This window comes from Pseudoalteromonas sp. 120-MNA-CIBAN-0494 (assembly GCF_040308885.1).
GTDB lineage: Bacteria > Pseudomonadota > Gammaproteobacteria > Enterobacterales > Alteromonadaceae > Pseudoalteromonas > Pseudoalteromonas nigrifaciens.
Genome location: NZ_JBEOOE010000015.1, coordinates 31,280 through 48,563 on the forward strand (window position 1 = coordinate 31,280; position 17,284 = coordinate 48,563).

Genomic DNA, 17,284 nt, shown 5'->3' on the forward strand with positions numbered 1-17,284 from the left:
TTACTTAGAGGGAGCTTCGGCTCCCTTTTTATTTAGCTTCACTAAAGTAAAGGCTTTATCTTATGAAACATATCCCTTGTGTTCTAGCTATATCATCTTTAGCTATTTTAAGTGGCTGCAATCAGGCGCCCGAAGCAGTCCAAACAAACGTTATAAGTACTACAGCAGAGCAGTTACCTCAAGTTGTTGCACCTATAGCTAAAAAAGTACCGCACGCCATGACTATTCATGGCGATACCCGCATTGATAATTACTATTGGCTGCGTGACGATGAACGCAAAGCAGCCGATGTTATTAGTTACCTTGAGGCTGAAAATAGCTATACAAATACCATGCTTGCTCATACTCAAGCGCAGCAAGCTAAACTTTTTGCCGAGCTTAAAGGGCGTATTCAAAAAGATGACGATTCAGTACCGATAAAAAAAGGTGATTATTATTACTCGTCGCAAACTCGTGGCAATAACGAGTACACTACTTATGTGCGTAGCAGTGACTTTTCAGGAACTAACCAACAGGTTATTTTAGATGTAAATGAACTTGCTAAGGCTCATGACTATTATGCTGTAAGTGGTTTAGATGTGAGTCCAAACGGTAACTTAATGGCTTACGGTGAAGATACTCTCAGTAGACGTATTTATACCGTTAAAATTAAAGATTTAAGCACCGGGAGGCTACTCCAAGATACGCTTGAAGGCACAAGTGGTAACCTTGTTTGGGCAAACGATAACAAAACACTGTATTACATTAAAAAAGACTTACAGACTTTGTTAGGCTACCAGGTTTATCGCCATACTTTAGGTACGCCGCAGGCCAATGACGAACTAGTTTACGAAGAAACAGACTCAAGCTATTACACAGGGTTAAGTAAAAGCAAAGACGGTACTGAAATTTATATTTGGCACAGTAGTAGCACTGCATCAGGTATGTCGGTGCTTAGCGCAAATAACGTTAAAGCAATGCCTCAACGCTTAATTAAACGCCAAGCGAATCTTGAGTATAGTATTTCTAAATTAGGTGAGAGTTATTATATTGTCACTAATTTAAATGCGGTTAATTTTCAGCTAATGAAAGTCGCTATTAATAAAGCACATGATCAAGCAAACTGGCAAACGCTGATCCCAGCACGTGATGATATAAAGCTAGAAGGGATAGAGTTATTTAATGACTATTTGGTTTACCAACAGCGTGAAATGGGGCAATCGCGACAAATAATACGCAATTTAAGCACTAATCAAGAGCAGTTATTATCTTTTAACGACAGTGCCTACACTATTAGTGCTTATGGTAATAACGATATAAACAGCAATAAGTTACGTGTTTACTATACGAGCATGACCACGCCGGGTTCATCTTACGATATAAACCTAAAAACAACGGATAAAACGCTTTTAAAACAACAAGCTGTGCTAGGCAACTTTAATGTTGATAATTACGCATCTGAACGTATATTTATTAACGCCCGCGATGGTGTAAAAGTACCCGTAAGCTTAGTTTACCGTAAAGATAAATTTAAAAAAGATGCGACGAACCCATTGCTACAATATGGTTATGGCTCGTATGGCGCCACTATGGATCCAACTTTTTCAAGCGCGCGTTTAAGTTTGCTTGATCGTGGTTTTGTGTTTTCTATTGCCCATGTTCGAGGCTCGCAAATGTTAGGTCGTCCTTGGTATGACGATGGTAAATTACTTACTAAAAAGAATACGTTTAATGACTTTATAGATGTGACTAAAGCACTGGTAGAGCAAAAGTATGGCGCTAAAGACAAAATATTTGCCCAAGGCGGTAGCGCTGGTGGCTTATTAATGGGCGCAGTAGCAAACCAAGCTCCTGAACTTTACAAAGGTATGGTTGCCGCAGTACCTTTTGTGGATGTGGTTACAACCATGCTTGATGAAAGTATTCCACTAACAACTAACGAATATGGTGAGTGGGGAAACCCAAATGAAAAAGAATACTATGAGTACATGCTATCTTACTCACCGTACGATCAAGTGTCTAAGCAAGCGTACCCTAATATGCTAGTAACTACGGGTCTGCACGACTCGCAAGTACAGTATTTTGAGCCAGCAAAGTGGGTTGCTAAGCTGCGTGACTATAAAACAGATGACAATAAGTTACTGTTTAAAATTGATATGGAAGCAGGGCATGGCGGTGCATCAGGGCGCTTTAAGCGCTTAGAAGATACCGCGCTAAACTATGCATTTATGCTCGATTTAATGGGTATTAAAGAGTAAGCAAAGTACAACCATTGAGTAATAAGCTAAAGGCATCATTTAAAAGTGATGCCTTAATTTATTACTAAGTTAGCTAAATAAGTTTATAAACTGAGTTATAGTTATGAAATACACACTTACACTCACGCAAAAATAGTAAATATAAGGATAGCGTTATGCATGATGAGCAACAGCTGGAACCCGTCAAAAAAGATGACCGCACATGGGCAATGCTTTGTCATTTAAGTGCCTTGTCTGGATTTATTGTGCCATTAGGCTCTGTAATTGGGCCGTTAATTGTGTGGTTAATAAAAAAAGATGACATGCCGATTGTTGATGTTCATGGCAAAAAAGCACTCAACTTTCAAATCACTATGATGATTGCTTACTTTGTGTGTTTTCTTTTAATGTTTGTTGTTATTGGTGTAATTTTACTGCCAATAGTCGCTATATTTTCGTTTGTAATGGTGGTTATTGCCGCGGTTAAAGCCAATGATGGTAAAGAGTTTGACTACCCGTTGAGTTTAAATTTGATAAAATAGCAATGTCGGTTTGTTAATAGCGTATTTTAAACCCAGCTTTTGCTGGGTTTTTTTTTATTTACTTCCTATTGTTAAGGATACTATGCTTTATCTCACGCTATTTTTTAGCGCTTTTATATCGGCTACTTTATTGCCCAGCTCGTCAGAGGTGGTAATGGTAGCTATGATGACCCAAGGTAAAGTAAATTTATTGTTGTTATGGCTAGCTGCCACTTTGGGCAATGTATTAGGGAGCTGCGTTAATTACTGGTTGGGTACTCAAGTACTGCGCTTTAAAGATAAAAGCTGGTTTCCAGTGTCAGAGCAGGGGCTTGAAAAAGCACAAAAGCAGTTTAATAAATACGGTGTATATAGTTTATTATTTGCCTGGCTACCTATAGTTGGCGATCCGCTTACCGTAATAGGGGGAATATTTAAAGTGCGTTTTAGTACGTTTTTATTGTTGGTAACACTAGGTAAGGGGGCACGCTACTTAGCCGTTATCGCCCTTACCTTAGGTGTCGAAAAGCTTATTTAAGCTTTCTTATTTATTCTAAATCAATTGATCCACACGTATTATTTAGCCCAATCTAACGTCAAAGACACAGAATCGGCAAAGCGTAATGCATGCGGTTTATCTACGCGAGCCTTAGCATAATGAACACTTGGGTGTGAATGACAAACAGCAAGAATTTCAGCAACCAGTTTTTCGAGTAATAAAAAGTCGCCTTGTTCTACTAAAGTGATTACTTCTTTGGTAATTACTTTGTAGTTTAGTGCTTGATCTACTTCATCGGTTTTACAGGCGTCGTGTGCAGGGTAATGAATTTCTAAGTTAATCACTACATCCTGCTTTTTCTCGCGCTCTTCTTGGTTAAAGCCAATAAAAGTACGCAGTCGTAAATTGGTTACGTTAATAATTGCATTAGCCATAAGTTAGCCTTTTATTAGCTGCAAAAACTCATTACGTGTTTTTGGATCGGCTCTAAAGTTACCCAGCATTACAGAGGTACGCATACTTGAGTTTTGCTTTTCTACGCCGCGCATCATCATACACATATGTTTGGCTTCAACAATTACGCCAACCCCGGTTGCACCCGTTACTTCTTCAACGGCTTTAGCAATTTGATGAGTTAGTTGCTCTTGAATTTGAAAACGACGGGCAAACATGTCAACAATACGGGCAAACTTAGACAGTCCCAATACTTTACCATTGGGAATATAAGCAATATGACAACGGCCAGTAAAAGGTAATAAATGATGCTCACACATAGAATAAAGCTCTATGTCTTGTACTAATACCATGTCGTCTGCATCTGAGGTAAATACGGCGTTATTAGTAATTTCTTCTAATGTTTGACGATACCCTTGAGTTAGGTATTCCATTGCTTTAGCAGCACGTTTTGGCGTGTCGAGTAAGCCTTCTCTGTTAGGATCTTCCCCTACAGCGGTAATAATATTTTCATAGCTTTGTTTTAATTCGTTATGCATAAATTTCTCAGTTAATTTAGTTTGGTTTACTTTAAATGCCGACCACCATCTACAGGTATAGCGCGGCCTGTGATGTAGTGGCTATGTAATAGTAAATCAATACTATTGATTATTTCTTGGCATCCTGGTTCGATACCCATTAATGACTTTTTCAGCGTTTTAGCACGATATTGTTCATCATCATGCTCATTAAAAATAATTAACGATGGTGCAACCGAATTTACTTTAATATTAGGTGCGTACTTGGCGCTGAACGACTTAGTTAAGTTATCAAGCGCTGCTTTACTTGCTGCATAAGCGACATGTTTTGGGCTACCTGTTTCTACTACGTAATCGGTAAGATGAATAATATCTGCGGGAGTATTCATCTCAGTTTGATAATTTAGTAATAACTCTGCACACAGTAAATTAATTAAATAAGGTGTTTTTGCATGAATTCGCATCATATTGTCAAACAGTTGCGCAAAGTTGGCGTTATTAGCTTCGCAGTCCCAACTGGAAGCATTATGCAAAATAGCGCGTAGTGAGTTGGTATGCTCTTTAAGTGCTTTAATAAAAGTGCTAATACCATCATCAGTACTAAAGTCTGCATAAATGCATACAGCGCCCTGCTGCTCCAGTAAATCAACTGCAGCGTGGCGAGTACGATAGGTAATAATTATCGGCTGCCCTTGTGCAATAAAATGTTTAGCTAAAGCAAGGCCAATGCGTTGCCCAGCACCTGTAATTAAAATCGGTGGTGTCATATATACTACAAAGCTCTCTTTTGGCAGGGGATCAGCGTTAATACCAATTTAATTAAAATCTTACGTAATACTTTAAGCGGTCGATCAGTCAAATTACTAAGGTATCGTACGATAATTACTGTATTAAAGCTCATCGTATATAGTTGGCACTGGTTGACGCTTATGTTGCGTACGCTGATAAATAGCGCTAAGTGTTTGTTCAACCTGTTGCGTAACCGGTTTACCTTCTAAAAAGTCATCAATTTGCTCATAACTTAAACCTAACGCTTCTTCGTCGGTAAGTCCTGGGCGATCACTTTCTAAATCTGCGGTAGGTGCTTTATTAACTAATACAGACGAAGCACCTAATGTACTACCTAAAGCGCGCACTTGGCGTTTAGATAAGCCAAAAAGCGGTGCAAGGTCACAAGCGCCATCACCAAACTTGGTATAAAAGCCGGTAATATTCTCGGCACTGTGATCGGTGCCAACTACTAAACCTTGGCAAAATGCAGCAATTTCGTATTGTGCAATCATGCGTTGACGGGCTTTAACATTACCCTTAATAAAATCAATTTTTTCTTGCTCAGGGAGTGATTCACCGTTACCAACAATAGCCGCCATTGTTTGTTCGTGTAGCGCATCGGTTGCGGGCTTAATATTTACCGTCATGCGGCTGCTAGGTTGAATAAAATCAACCGCTAGTTGCGCTTCATTTTCGTCGGCTTGCACACCGTAAGGTAAGCGTACCGCAACAAATTTATAATCAGTAGTGCTTTGCTCTTGGTTAAGTTCATTAACAGCAAGTTGGCATAAACGACCGCACACTGAAGAGTCGACTCCACCACTAATACCTAATACCAAAGACGTTGCATGGGCTGCTATTAAGCGGGCTTTAATAAAGTTAACACGACGGCTAATTTCAGCATTTACATCAATAACTGGCTGCACTTTCATTGCAGCCATAATCTCGGCGCGCATGGCCAACTCCTTAGGGTTAAATAATTATTTCGCTCAGCAGAGCACTTGTATTATGTGATTTAGGGCTAACAAATTAAAGCCCTAAGTGAGCTTTAATTTTTTGTAACTCGGTTTTTAACTCGTCTACTTCGGCGAGTAACTCATTGAGTTCTTCACTTTTTAACTCATCAGTCGTTTGCTCTGCAGGGCGTGTTATTTCACTTATTGGCTGCTCGCCAAGCAAATGCATATAACGACAGTCACGTTTACCCGATTCGCGCGCGAGTTTGGTTATTATGTCATTTTCAATTAATTTATTAAGTGCAAGCTCAACGTCATCTACACTATTAAAATTTGCTAATCGTGCGCATCGCGTTTTTAATTCTCCGGGAGTTTGTGCACCCCGTAACAGTAACAAGCAAATAATTGCGCGCTGCTGCGCACTAAATTTTAAGCTACTAAACTCGGTGTTACAAAAACGGTGGTCGTATTTATTTACTCGCCCAGAAAGCCCTTCATCAATGGTAACCAGTCGGGCATTTATTAATTCATCGAGTGCAATTTGCACTTCGCTGTCGGTTAAGTTTAAAACCGGTGCACGATTTGATTTTTGATTACACGCATTAGTTAGCGCATTTAACGACAAAGGGTAGTGTTCGGGAGTTGTACTTTGCTTTTCTAGTAAACAGCCAATAATACGCTGTTGATTTGCTGATAATTGCATAACTCATCTCAACTAATAAACTATATGATTAGCTTACACTTTTATTGAGTGCCAAGCCATTGCTGAAGTTTAGGGTGCAGTGCACTAAAATCGAGTGGCTTACTTAAGTAATCATTCATACCCGCTGCTAAGCACTTTTCTTTGTCTCCCTGCATTGCATTGGCAGTTAAAGCAATAATAGTTATGTTTTGATAATGCTTACCCGAGTCGCCATTTCTAATCGCTTTAGTTGCTTGGTAGCCGTCCATTTCAGGCATTTGGCAGTCCATTAAAATTAACTGGTAAGTATTAGCGGGTTGCTCATTTAGTTGCTTTATCGCCTCACATCCGTTTTCAGCAATATCAAATGAAATACCGGCTTGTTTTAATAAAGCCCCAGCAACAACTTGGTTAATTTTATCGAATCCTTCCGAGAAAACCCATTGATCGACGCGAAGCGGCGTCGATGGGATGAATCGGAATAACTAGCCCTGATTTTTGAATGTATTTTCGAATTGTATCAGCAGAAGCATTTCCTACTGAGCAAACAAAATACCCGTCAGACCAAAAGGTTTTCTCAATCCAGAATTGCTTTTTCAACCACTTAAATCTCGACCATAGGCTTTGTGTCGTTGATTGTTTAATTCTACGAACATAACTCGCAACACAAATGGTCGGGGAAATCGTAAGCAATATGTGTATATGATCTTTGTCTACCTCGATCTCTTCAATATTAAATTCTGAGCGCTCTGCAATTTCAGAAATTTTTTGTTTTACAAATTCACCTAAGTTACCTTGTAGCAATTGCCTTCTATATTTCACAACTAAGATTAAATGTAACGCTATTAGATATTTGCAGTGTGATTTAGTTTCATATTCGATCTTGACAACCCTTTCATATACAGTAGTCTATACAGTGTATGAAAAAGACGCTTAGATACAATTACAGACTGAATCCTACACCAGAACAAGAAGCTAAACTCATAGAGTTTGGCGCGACTGCGCGTGGTATTTGGAACTTATTACTGTCTGAAAATATGCGTCGATATGAGTTCGATAAAACATTCTTGTTCTACAATGATATGGCCTCGCTTCTTAAGGAAATAAAGCCTTTTGAAGAGTTTACGTGGATTAAGTCTTTTGACTCGGCAGCAGCTCAGCAAGTTGCTCGCGACTTAGAAACAGCGTTAAAGAACGCAATCTCGAAAGGCCGTTTGCAGCGCTTTCCAAAGCATAAAATCTCATACAAAAAGAAAAAACTTCACAACGATTCATTTCGAGCGGTAAACAATTCTAATTGCATCCGTATTGAAGATGGCACTATCAGTATTCCAAAAGTTGGTAAAGTGCCTATCATTTTACATCGCGAACTGGCTAGCAAAATCAAAACGGTAACTGTTCAGTTTCGCCACGGTAAATGGGAATGCAGTATTACTCAAGAAGTGGAGTGCAAAACAGCGCTTCGCGTTTTAAAAACAATCACAGGTTTTGACATTAACTCAAAGCAAACGGTAGTTGGCTCGAACGGCTACGTGGCCGACAATCCAAAGTTTTTAACGCAATCAAAAGCCAAATTAAATCAATTGCAACGTCAGCTTGCCCGCCGAAATAAAGGCTCAAATCGCTGGCACAAAACAAGACAACGCATCAATAAATTACACGGTAAGATCTCAAGGCAAAGGCTCGACTTTGCACACCAAATCTCACGACAGATAACCAATGAAAATGACATTTTAGTGTTTGAAGATTTAAACGTAAAAGCGATGCAAAAATTCAATGGCAGTATGGTAGCTGACAATGTGATGGCTCTGATAACTCAGCTTTCAAAATACAAGGCTGAGCTTGAAGGCAAGCTCTATCATGAAATTGGTCGATTTGAAAAATCGACTGGGATTTGCGCAGAATGCGGCCAGCACCATGTTTTAACATTGAACGATAGACATTTCATTTGTGTGGCTTGCGGAGTGCATCAAAATCGGGACCTTTCAGCGGCTAAAAGCATAGCGAACACAGGTGAGTTAGACTTAATAGCGGCTGGAATCGTCGGAAGGGTTAATCCCACTTTTCAGCGGAAAGCAGCTAATAAAATGAAAGTCTTCGAGCTATCGAAGTTTGCTGTTGGATCTGAGAAAAAAAGAAGCAGCCTAGCATTCATAAGCTAGACTGTAGAAGCCCATTGATCGACACGTAGTGGCGTCGGTGGGTAGTTCACAATTAATAGTTTAACTAAATTACGAGTCGCTAACCTCGCGTGCCCAATGCTGCTGTTTAGCTACATGGAGTTTGCGATAACCATCAAGTAATGCGGCATGCTTTGTAAAGCCAGTAAGCGATAAGCCTGGGAAGGTTAAACCGTTAAATAATTTACGACCTTCGGCTATTTCAATTGCTAGCGTTACATTGGCAGTACCAAACATTAAGCCTAATGCATCTTGATAGTCTGCATATTCGCGTTCGTCATCGTATTTTATTTCTAAAATAGCTTTTAAACAGCGAAAGTGACGCATTGCATCTTCGTTTACTTGCCCGGTATGTAATATCCAGTCAACCCAATCAATGGCTTCTTCGTTACCTGCGGCTAGGCAAAGGTGCGCTTTTAGTTCACCAATACGCAGCGTATCCCAAGATGTATCAGGGTCGGTTACTAAACCAATAAACTCGGCAGCGCGAATGATATCGCTATGGCCCGCTTCCTCTAGTGAGTCATAAATTTCCATCCATTGCTCAACGTCGTACTGATCAAGTGATAAAAATGTTTCGCGGAACTTAGCGCCTTCGTTGTTGTTACGCCAAATTAGTTCATCAACTGGGTAAATGTCTGACATACCAGGGACTAAAATACGACATGCATATACGTTTAAGTGAGTGTAATCCATGATGTAAATATCATGCCCCATGCTATGGATTAAGTCGGTACAAAAGTTATATTCTTGCTCAGTTGTGCCGCTAAAGTCCCAATGCACAAAGTCAAAGTCGGCTTTTGCGCGGAAAAAGTCATGAGAAATTAAGCCGCTAGAATCAATAAAGTGCAGTTCAGTGTTTTCTGGAGAGGCAACTTCATCATTATCAAAAGTAGCAGGTTGAAACACATCAAGTTGATCTAAACGACGACCTTGTAATAGTTCTGTTACGGTACGCTCAAGTGCCACTTCAAATGATGGGTGAGCACCAAAAGAAGCAAATACAGAGCCATCAGCTGGGTGAATAAGGGTAACGCTCATTACTGGGTATTTACCGCCTAGAGAGGCATCGGCAATACGTAAATGAAAACCATGGCTGCGTAACTCTTCACACGCTTCATGAATTTTAGGGTACAGCTTAACTACTTCTTCAGGCACGATAGGCAGACACAAGCCCTCAGTAATAATGCGGCTTTTTATAGCGCGTTCAAATACTTCGGATAAGCCTTGTACGCGTGCTTCAAATTTAGTATTGCCGGCACTCATACCGTTAGATACAAAAATATTACCAATAACGTTAACCGGAATATACACATCTTGGTTATCGCTTTGGCGGGTGTATGGCACAGTACAAATACCACGCTTAACATTACCAGAGTTAAAATCGAAAAGGTGCGATGCATTAAGTTCGCGCTCTGGGTCAAAGTAGTCCCATAAGCTTTCATCCATAATGCCCTCAGGCACTTCATCGTTTGTTACTGTAAACCACTTTTCGGTTGGGTAATGGGTAAACTCTGCATGGGCAAATTCTTCACCTAAATAAAAGTCAGCAAAAAAGTAGTTACAGCTTAAGCGTTCAAAGTATTCGCCTAATGCCGAAGCTAACGATGCTTTGTCGTTTGCGCCTTTACCATTGGTAAACATTACGCCACAGTCTTGGTCACGAATATGTACCGAATAACAGTTAGCTACAGGGTTAAGCCATAACGCTTCCTCAATATTAATATTAAGGGCTTTTAGCTTATTTTGCATAGTAGAGATCGACGATTCTAAATCGCGGTCTTTACCTTTTATAAATGTTTTATCAGTCATACTCATCTCAACTAGGGCTGCACAATATGTGGATTAGCTATTATCGTGGATTTTGAGGTTTATTTCATCCTTTGCGCCGCAGAATATGACTTTTTAATAGAAGGATAGTAAATATATGTTAATAATACTTTATTAGAATTTTTAAAGGATAGCTGGATGTTTAAAGTAATCAAGCGCTTGCTGCTGTTAGTAGTGGTTTTAGGGCTGGCCGGTACTGCGGTTGTTTATGGTGTACTTAGTTTGAGTTTACCAGCGCTTGACGGCAAAGGTCATAGCGAAGCGATTAATGAGCCGGTCATTATTTCGCGCGACGTACTTGGTCAAGCTGTTATCAAAGCACAAAGCCACAACGATGCCGCTTATGGTTTGGGGTATGCGCATGGGCAAGACCGGTTTTTTCAAATGGACTTACTGAGGCGTAATGCCGCCGGTGAGTTGAGCGAAATTTTTGGTAAGGCGGCGCTAGCACTAGATAAAAAAATGCGTTTTCATCAATTGCGTAAACGCAGCCAAGTTATTTTAAAAAACCTTCCTAAGTCGGATAAGCAATTGCTTAAAAGCTACGCTCAAGGGGTTAACGAAGGATTAGCGCAAATAGGTTACTCAAGCTTTGAATACTTACTCACTGGTGTACAGCAAAAACCATGGCAAAGCGAAGATAGCCTATTAATAATTTTTAGTATGTATCTTGATTTACAAAGTGCCACCTTTGAGCGCGACCAAGCATTAATTCAAATTGAGCAGCAATACGGCAAACATATGCTCAAATTTTTAACGCAACCTAGTCAATACCAAGCTGCGCTTGATGGCAGCCAATTAGCACCCTACAGCGCAGGCATACCTAAGCTACCAATACCCAAGCAACAAACGCAGCAATCATCCACTGTGCAATCATCATCAGCAATGTATGTATTTAATTCTTTTGCAGCAAGCCAAGAGCGCGGCAGTAATAACTGGGCAGTTACCGGCGCATTAACTACAACCGGAGCTGCTATGCTCTCTGATGACATGCACCTAGCAATGGCGGTGCCTGTTATTTGGTACAAAGCGCAATTAAATTATGTACATAATAATGTAAAAACCCAAGTTACAGGCGTGTCGCTACCGGGTGCGCCAGCTATTGTAGTGGGCACTAATAATCATATCGCATGGGGGTTTACCAATGGTTATATTGATACCGCGGATTGGGTTGCGCTTACAAGTAACGATAAAACGTGGCAAGTAGATGAGCAAATTGCATTACCGAATAATGAAGCCGAAACTTACACACTTACCCTGAGCGAATATGGTCCGGTAAAATATATTAACGGGCAAGCTTATGCACTGAGCTGGGCGGCGCATCAAAGTTATGCGGTTAACATGCAATTATTACAGCTCGAACAGGCAACTGAAGTTGATGATGCCCTAGCTATAGCCAGCGATGTAGGTATTCCGGTACAAAATTTAATTGTAGTTGATAGCCAAGGCAGTGCCGCATGGAAGTTAATGGGGGGAATTCCTGGGCGTAAAACACCCAGCGAGCTTAGTGTGAAAAGTACTGATTACTCGCCGCTTTGGTTGCAAAATGAAGCGCAGCGCCCCGTGGTTAAAAACCCAGTAAGTGGACGAATATGGACTGCAAACTCACGGGTCGTAAGTGCCCAAGATAACGAGCGCTTTGGTAACGGCGGCTATTCACTTGGCGCGCGTGCAACACAAGTGCGCGACCGCTTGTTTGAAAAACAAAAATTTGTTGAAGATGATTTTTATCAATTACAGCTTGATAACCAAGCACGATTTTTAATTCCTTGGCACGCTTTATTGCTCAAGCAACTCAAAGCCGATGAAGGTAATAACGCCGCGTATATTAGCGCTGTTGAAAACTGGCAGCAGTGCGCGTGTGCAAGCTCAGTAGGTTATACCTTGGTAAAGCATTATCGCGATGAAGTGATTAATATTACCTTTAGTACGTTGCAGCAAAGCTTAAGTGAGAAAAATGGCACGTTGAGCTACGTAAGGCGTGACTTAGAACCGGCAGTTTGGCAGCTTATTAACGCGCAACCAAGCAGTTGGCTCAATCCACAATTTTCAACTTGGGAGCAGCAGCTGCAGGGGGCATTTAGTCAAACTATTGCTAAACTCAGTACGCAATACGGTAATAACATTCAAGGCTGGCAGTGGGGCAAAGTAAACGAGCTGGTTATAGAGCATCCGTTTGCTAAACAAGTACCAATACTTGCCCGCTTTTTAAATATGCCAAAAACGCCAGGGTTTGGTGATAGTTACATGCCAGCAGTGCAGGGGCGTAGCTTTGGTGCTTCACAGCGCTTTATTGTACAGCCAGGACATTTAGAAAACGCCATTTTAACCGTACCTGGCGGGCAGTCTGGGCACCCGTTATCAAACTTTTATCGTGCCGGTTTTAGTCAATATATTAATGCAGAAAACACGCCATTATTACCACAAGCGCTAGTACATCAAATAATAATATCGCCAAAAGGCAAGTAGCTGTTTAGTGAACTAAGCTAGAGCTTGTTTATCTTTCGAGATTAAATTTACAGCCGTATGTTTGGTTTTTAGGTAAGGCAGGGTCTATGTCGTGTAATTATTCTTCATAAATAGACGATAATTAATTATAAATATAAGTGAGCACTAAAATGAAAAAATTACTTCCCGTATTAATCACTGGCTTGTTGTTAAGTAGTGCGGCTTATGCCGATGAAAGTGTAGTTAAAACGCAAAAACTGAGCGAGCATATTTATATGTTACTTGGTCAAGGAGGCAATATTGCTGTAAGTGTCGGCGACGATGGTATTTATATTATTGATGATCAATTTGCCAAGCTTTCAAGCGATATTAAAAAAACGATTAGCGATTTACAGCCCGGCAGTACTGAGTTTGTAATTAACACCCATCATCATGGCGACCACACCGGAGGCAACGAAAATTTTGCTAAAGCAGGTGCCCACGTTATTGCTCACGATAATGTGCATAAGCGCTTAGTAGCGGAGCATGGTGAAGGGTCAGATTTTTTACCGCGGATTAGTTTTAGCCACGATTTAAAGCTGCACTTTAACAACGAGCATGCTCATGTAATGCATTATCAGCATGCACATACTGACGGTGACGCAGTCATATTTTTTAACAAGGCTAACATTGTACACATGGGCGACATTTTCTTTAACTTTGGCAGCTTACCGTTTGTAGACGTAGACAGTGGTGGCAGTGTTGATGGTATTTTAGCGGCTGTAGATGACGTAGTGAAACAAATTGACGATAATACAAAAGTGATCCCAGGACATGGTCCGCTAAGCGATCGTTCAGGGCTGGTGGTGTATCGTAAGCTGGTGCAAAAAGCCAAAGATGTTATGCTTAAAGCAATGCAAAACAAGGCAAGCTTAGAGCAAGTACTTAACGCCGACCCATTGGCAGAGCTTGGCCTTGAATACGCTAGCTGGTTACCTAAAGAGCGTGTAACTACACTTTTTTATCGTAGTTTAAAACAATAAAAATGAATTAAGTAATAGCACATCAACTATTTTATTAAGCTGGGCGCATGTTCGGCTTTTTTATTCCCCATTCCTCAAGGAGTTGTGTATGACGGTAGAAAAAACCCATCTCGAAATTTGTAATTTAACTAAAGAGCAATACCCACAAATTAAAACCTTGATGGATCAAGCATACCCAGATTTAGGTGGTGCATGGCCTAGCCATACAATTTTTAGATTAATAGACCAGTTTCCAGAAGGGCAAATAGGCATTGTGGATGATGGTGTGCTGGTAGGCTTAGCATTAAGCGTGCAAGTAGACTATGCCCGCTTTTCTAACCCCCATACCTATGAAGACATAGCCGATGGTCATGACCGCGTATTTAGTGATACCGCTGGCGATGCACTGTATGGCTTAGATGTTGCGATTAGCGAAACGCACAGAGGTATGCGCCTTGGGCGTAGGCTGTACGATGCCCGAAAAGAATTGTGCCGCCAATACAACTTACGCGCTATTTTAGCGGGTGGTCGTATTCCGCGTTATTACAATCACAGTAATGAAATGACCCCAATGGAATATATAGCTAAAGTAGATCAAAAAGAGCTGTACGATCCTATCTTAAGTTTTCAGCTAGCAAACGATTTTCAAGTTAAACGCTTACTTAAAAAGTATTTACCCGAAGATCAAGAATCAGTAGGTTATGCCACATTACTGGAGTGGAATAACATATTGTACGAACCAACCGACACCGTTATTAATATCGTAAAGTCGATTGTGCGTGTAGGTGCGGTGCAGTGGCAAATGCGTAAGGTGGAGTCGGTAGAGGAAATGCTCAAGCAGGTCGAGTATTTTGTTGATACGGTTTCTGATTATCAAAGTGACTTTATTTTATTCCCTGAGTTTTTTAATGCCCCGCTAATGGGGTTAACTGAGCAAGTTAATCAAACCGAAGCGATCCGCAATTTAGCCGAGTACACAGAAACCTTTAAAAATGCTATGTCGCGTATGGCAATTGAATACAATGCCAATATTATTACCGGCTCAATGCCAGTAGCCGACGGGGATAAAATTTATAACGTCAGTTATTTATGTCACCGCAGCGGTAAAATAGATGAGCAACGTAAAATTCATATTACCCCGCATGAGCAAAATGACTGGGTTATTCAAGGCGGCGACAAAATAGCGGTATTTGAAACTGATGCAGGGCGTGTTGGTATTCAAATTTGTTACGATGTTGAGTTTCCAGAACTATCTAGAATTATGGCCAAAGAAGGCTTAGAAATTTTATTTGTACCTTTTTGGACTGATACTAAAAATAGCTATTTACGGGTACGTCATTGTGCTCAAGCACGCGCTATTGAAAACGAATGTTATGTGGTTATAGCAGGCTCTGTTGGTAACTTACCAGAAGTAGAAAGCCTAGATGTACAGTTTGCACAATCGGCAGTACTTACACCGTCTGACTTTTCATTCCCACATGATGCAACACTCAATGAGGCAACCACTAATACCGAAATGTTGTTATTTAGTGACCTTGATATGGATAAATTAAAAATTCTTCACAGTGAAGGGACAGTACGTAACTTAAAAGATCGACGTGAAGATTTATACGACATAATGCTAAAAAAAGTGAGTGACGATAAAAAGGTTAGTGCGGATAAGCAAAAAAGTAGCTTTTAATCACTACAAAATAGGTAGCTTATTAAAGTGTGAGCTGGTTAATTATCATTAATCTTGTTTATTGCTGTTAATGAATAAATTAGCTCGCTAAAATACCGCAAATTTTTAATAGAGTGAGTGCTTTAAGTGGCTTGGATGTATTTAATAATTGCGGGCTTGCTTGAAATTGGCTGGCCAATAGGCTTAAAAATTTCGCAACAAAGTGACAGCCGCTGGTTAGGTATTGGCATTGCGGTTGCATTTATGGTGGTTAGTGGTTTTATGTTGTGGCTAGCTCAACGTGATATTCCTATGGGTACATCTTATGCGGTATGGACAGGCATTGGCGCTGCTGGCACATTTATTGTGGGCATTTTGTTTTATGGTGATACCGCCACTTTTGGCCGTATTGCCGGTGTCTTAATGATTATTTGCGGTGTGATCACACTTAAAATAAGTCATTAAAAAGTAAACTCAACGCGGTTTAATCAAAAAAAGCGCAGGATTAAAAGCCTGCGCTTTTTTTGCCAGTAATTAATTGGGCAGCATGACTAAAATAGCGGCAACAGCAATGAGTAATAACCCGGCGCTGTCTTGTTTTTTAAGCGGTTGTTTTAGCCACAGTACGGCAATGAGTATGGTAAAAAACACCTCTATTTGGCCAAGCGTTTTTACATAGGCAACATGCTGCAAGCTCATGGCGCTAAACCAGCCAATAGAGCCCACACAGCTAAAAATACTAATCGCAACAGTTGTGCTTTTATATTGCCAAAGTTTACTGAGGGTGTGTGGCTCTTTTAATAATAAATAACCCAGCAATATTAGAGTTTGTAAGCTAATAACAAAAAGCAGTACCCAAGCAGCAGAGTGAGGAAATAATAGCCCTGAATTTAAACTGCCCTCACGTACCCATAATGAAGTAAGCGCAAAGCAAGTACCGCACGCAAGCCCTAATAAAGCTGTTTTGGCATCGAAGCGTTTAATGCTGGTTATACCGCTCATTAGCAGTACGGCAATAGCCCCTAAAAATACCCCCAACCAACCCAATAAGGTTAACGCCGAGCCAAAAAATAATACTCCTAAAATAGCGGCAACCAAAGCCTCACTTTTTGCAAGCCCAGCGCCCACAGCGTAATTATTCATTTTAAATAATTTAACCATTAAGCCAGTAGCAAGAATTTGCATAATACTTGCGCCAATAATAAAGCCCCAAAAAGCATTATTAAAACTAGGCATAGCGGTATCTTGGTATTGATATAAACCATACAAATACACAGCAGCAATAGGGCCTGCAACAATAAAACGCGATAGAGTAACGCCAGCTACGCTCACATTACTACTTAACTTACTTTGTAGTGCATTGCGCCACGCCTGCATAAAAGCGGCTAAAAAAGTGAAAAATACCCAAGTCATAATAACAATACAAAAATAATAGAGGGCGATAAGTTAACAAGGTATACAAAGTAAAGCGATAGTGCTTTAGGCTCAGCTGCGACAATATGCCGCAGTTTAACTGCCGTAAATTAGTTTATAGTTGGCTTGATGTTAC

The 17,284-nt window shown here is 40.4% G+C and carries 16 protein-coding genes and 1 pseudogene; 8 read left to right on the forward strand and 9 right to left on the reverse strand.

The annotated features are described in order from the left end of the window. Positions 1-62 precede the first annotated feature (62 nt). From AAEY55_RS10865 to AAEY55_RS10875, 3 genes are all read left to right on the forward strand, one after another. On the forward strand, positions 63-2,237 hold the full coding sequence (locus tag AAEY55_RS10865) for a S9 family peptidase (protein WP_350551256.1): 2,175 nt from the start codon (positions 63-65) through the stop codon (positions 2,235-2,237). Positions 2,238-2,392: 155 nt separating this feature from the next. Next, a complete protein-coding gene (locus AAEY55_RS10870; RefSeq protein WP_086997064.1) occupies positions 2,393-2,758 on the forward strand; it encodes a DUF4870 domain-containing protein in 366 nt (121 codons plus the stop codon). Positions 2,759-2,840: 82 nt separating this feature from the next. Beyond that, the gene (locus AAEY55_RS10875) at positions 2,841-3,275 is read left to right on the forward strand and encodes a YqaA family protein (protein ID WP_089367541.1); all 435 of its coding nucleotides are present in this window, start codon (positions 2,841-2,843) and stop codon (positions 3,273-3,275) included. 38 nt (positions 3,276-3,313) lie between these two features. Here AAEY55_RS10875 and folX read toward each other — a convergent pair whose 3' ends face one another. The 7 genes and pseudogenes from folX to tnpA form a co-directional block, all read right to left on the reverse strand. Then, positions 3,314-3,670 carry a dihydroneopterin triphosphate 2'-epimerase gene (gene folX, locus AAEY55_RS10880; protein WP_011326799.1) on the reverse strand — a complete coding sequence of 119 codons (357 nt, stop codon included), beginning with the start codon at positions 3,668-3,670 and terminating at the stop codon, positions 3,314-3,316. Between the two features lie 3 nt (positions 3,671-3,673). Next, complete coding sequence (gene folE / locus AAEY55_RS10885) at positions 3,674-4,228, reverse strand: GTP cyclohydrolase I FolE (RefSeq protein ID WP_058372272.1); 555 nt, start codon at positions 4,226-4,228, stop codon at positions 3,674-3,676. Positions 4,229-4,254: 26 nt separating this feature from the next. Continuing rightward, positions 4,255-4,974, reverse strand: coding sequence for a dihydromonapterin reductase (folM, locus tag AAEY55_RS10890; RefSeq protein WP_011326801.1), 720 nt, complete (start codon positions 4,972-4,974; stop codon positions 4,255-4,257). Positions 4,975-5,097: 123 nt separating this feature from the next. Beyond that, entirely contained in the window at positions 5,098-5,934 is an 837-nt protein-coding gene (gene nadE, locus AAEY55_RS10895; protein WP_011326802.1) for an ammonia-dependent NAD(+) synthetase, read from the reverse strand. 73 nt (positions 5,935-6,007) lie between these two features. Beyond that, positions 6,008-6,637: a YceH family protein gene (locus AAEY55_RS10900; RefSeq protein ID WP_089367542.1), complete on the reverse strand. Its 630-nt coding sequence runs from the start codon at positions 6,635-6,637 to the stop codon at positions 6,008-6,010. Positions 6,638-6,678: 41 nt separating this feature from the next. Next, positions 6,679-7,038: pseudogene (locus tag AAEY55_RS10905) on the reverse strand (response regulator); the annotation flags it as partial. After that, positions 7,034-7,498 carry an IS200/IS605 family transposase gene (gene tnpA / locus AAEY55_RS10910; protein WP_350551295.1) on the reverse strand — a complete coding sequence of 155 codons (465 nt, stop codon included), beginning with the start codon at positions 7,496-7,498 and terminating at the stop codon, positions 7,034-7,036. The gene tnpA and the pseudogene AAEY55_RS10905, both read right to left, overlap by 5 nt. A 38-nt stretch (positions 7,499-7,536) precedes the next feature. Here tnpA and AAEY55_RS10915 point away from each other — a divergent pair, with 38 nt between their 5' ends. Continuing rightward, positions 7,537-8,778: a transposase gene (locus tag AAEY55_RS10915; protein ID WP_350551261.1), complete on the forward strand. Its 1,242-nt coding sequence runs from the start codon at positions 7,537-7,539 to the stop codon at positions 8,776-8,778. 69 nt (positions 8,779-8,847) lie between these two features. On the opposite strand, the gene ycaO is transcribed toward AAEY55_RS10915, so the two are convergent. Next, a complete protein-coding gene (gene ycaO / locus AAEY55_RS10920; protein WP_086997093.1) occupies positions 8,848-10,608 on the reverse strand; it encodes a 30S ribosomal protein S12 methylthiotransferase accessory factor YcaO in 1,761 nt (586 codons plus the stop codon). A gap of 156 nt (positions 10,609-10,764) precedes the next feature. On the opposite strand from ycaO, the gene AAEY55_RS10925 reads away from it, so the two are divergent. The 4 genes from AAEY55_RS10925 (at position 10,765) to AAEY55_RS10940 (ending at position 16,200) form a co-directional block, all read left to right on the forward strand. After that, entirely contained in the window at positions 10,765-13,095 is a 2,331-nt protein-coding gene (locus tag AAEY55_RS10925; RefSeq protein ID WP_350551264.1) for a penicillin acylase family protein, read from the forward strand. 149 nt (positions 13,096-13,244) lie between these two features. Then, positions 13,245-14,096 carry an MBL fold metallo-hydrolase gene (locus AAEY55_RS10930; protein ID WP_086997043.1) on the forward strand — a complete coding sequence of 284 codons (852 nt, stop codon included), beginning with the start codon at positions 13,245-13,247 and terminating at the stop codon, positions 14,094-14,096. 88 nt (positions 14,097-14,184) lie between these two features. Next, entirely contained in the window at positions 14,185-15,756 is a 1,572-nt protein-coding gene (locus tag AAEY55_RS10935) for a bifunctional GNAT family N-acetyltransferase/carbon-nitrogen hydrolase family protein (protein ID WP_011326808.1), read from the forward strand. A 126-nt stretch (positions 15,757-15,882) separates the two neighbouring features. Beyond that, on the forward strand, positions 15,883-16,200 hold the full coding sequence (locus AAEY55_RS10940) for a multidrug efflux SMR transporter (RefSeq protein ID WP_350551267.1): 318 nt from the start codon (positions 15,883-15,885) through the stop codon (positions 16,198-16,200). Positions 16,201-16,269: 69 nt separating this feature from the next. On the opposite strand, the gene AAEY55_RS10945 is transcribed toward AAEY55_RS10940, so the two are convergent. Continuing rightward, a complete protein-coding gene (locus AAEY55_RS10945) occupies positions 16,270-17,148 on the reverse strand; it encodes a DMT family transporter (RefSeq protein WP_208834495.1) in 879 nt (292 codons plus the stop codon). Between the last annotated feature and the right edge of the window lie 136 nt (positions 17,149-17,284).

Bases quoted from the DNA above. Each gene is read 5' to 3' on its own strand.
- AAEY55_RS10865 (WP_350551256.1), top strand. From the start codon at position 63: ATGAAACATATCCCTTGTGTTCTAGCTATATCATCTTTAGCTATTTTA.
- AAEY55_RS10870 (WP_086997064.1), top strand. From the start codon at position 2,393: ATGCATGATGAGCAACAGCTGGAACCCGTCAAAAAAGATGACCGCACA.
- AAEY55_RS10875 (WP_089367541.1), top strand. From the start codon at position 2,841: ATGCTTTATCTCACGCTATTTTTTAGCGCTTTTATATCGGCTACTTTA.
- folX (WP_011326799.1), bottom strand. From the start codon at position 3,670: ATGGCTAATGCAATTATTAACGTAACCAATTTACGACTGCGTACTTTT.
- folE (WP_058372272.1), bottom strand. From the start codon at position 4,228: ATGCATAACGAATTAAAACAAAGCTATGAAAATATTATTACCGCTGTA.
- folM (WP_011326801.1), bottom strand. From the start codon at position 4,974: ATGACACCACCGATTTTAATTACAGGTGCTGGGCAACGCATTGGCCTT.
- nadE (WP_011326802.1), bottom strand. From the start codon at position 5,934: ATGCGCGCCGAGATTATGGCTGCAATGAAAGTGCAGCCAGTTATTGAT.
- AAEY55_RS10900 (WP_089367542.1), bottom strand. From the start codon at position 6,637: ATGCAATTATCAGCAAATCAACAGCGTATTATTGGCTGTTTACTAGAA.
- AAEY55_RS10915 (WP_350551261.1), top strand. From the start codon at position 7,537: ATGAAAAAGACGCTTAGATACAATTACAGACTGAATCCTACACCAGAA.
- ycaO (WP_086997093.1), bottom strand. From the start codon at position 10,608: ATGACTGATAAAACATTTATAAAAGGTAAAGACCGCGATTTAGAATCG.
- AAEY55_RS10925 (WP_350551264.1), top strand. From the start codon at position 10,765: ATGTTTAAAGTAATCAAGCGCTTGCTGCTGTTAGTAGTGGTTTTAGGG.
- AAEY55_RS10930 (WP_086997043.1), top strand. From the start codon at position 13,245: ATGAAAAAATTACTTCCCGTATTAATCACTGGCTTGTTGTTAAGTAGT.
- AAEY55_RS10935 (WP_011326808.1), top strand. From the start codon at position 14,185: ATGACGGTAGAAAAAACCCATCTCGAAATTTGTAATTTAACTAAAGAG.
- AAEY55_RS10945 (WP_208834495.1), bottom strand. From the start codon at position 17,148: ATGACTTGGGTATTTTTCACTTTTTTAGCCGCTTTTATGCAGGCGTGG.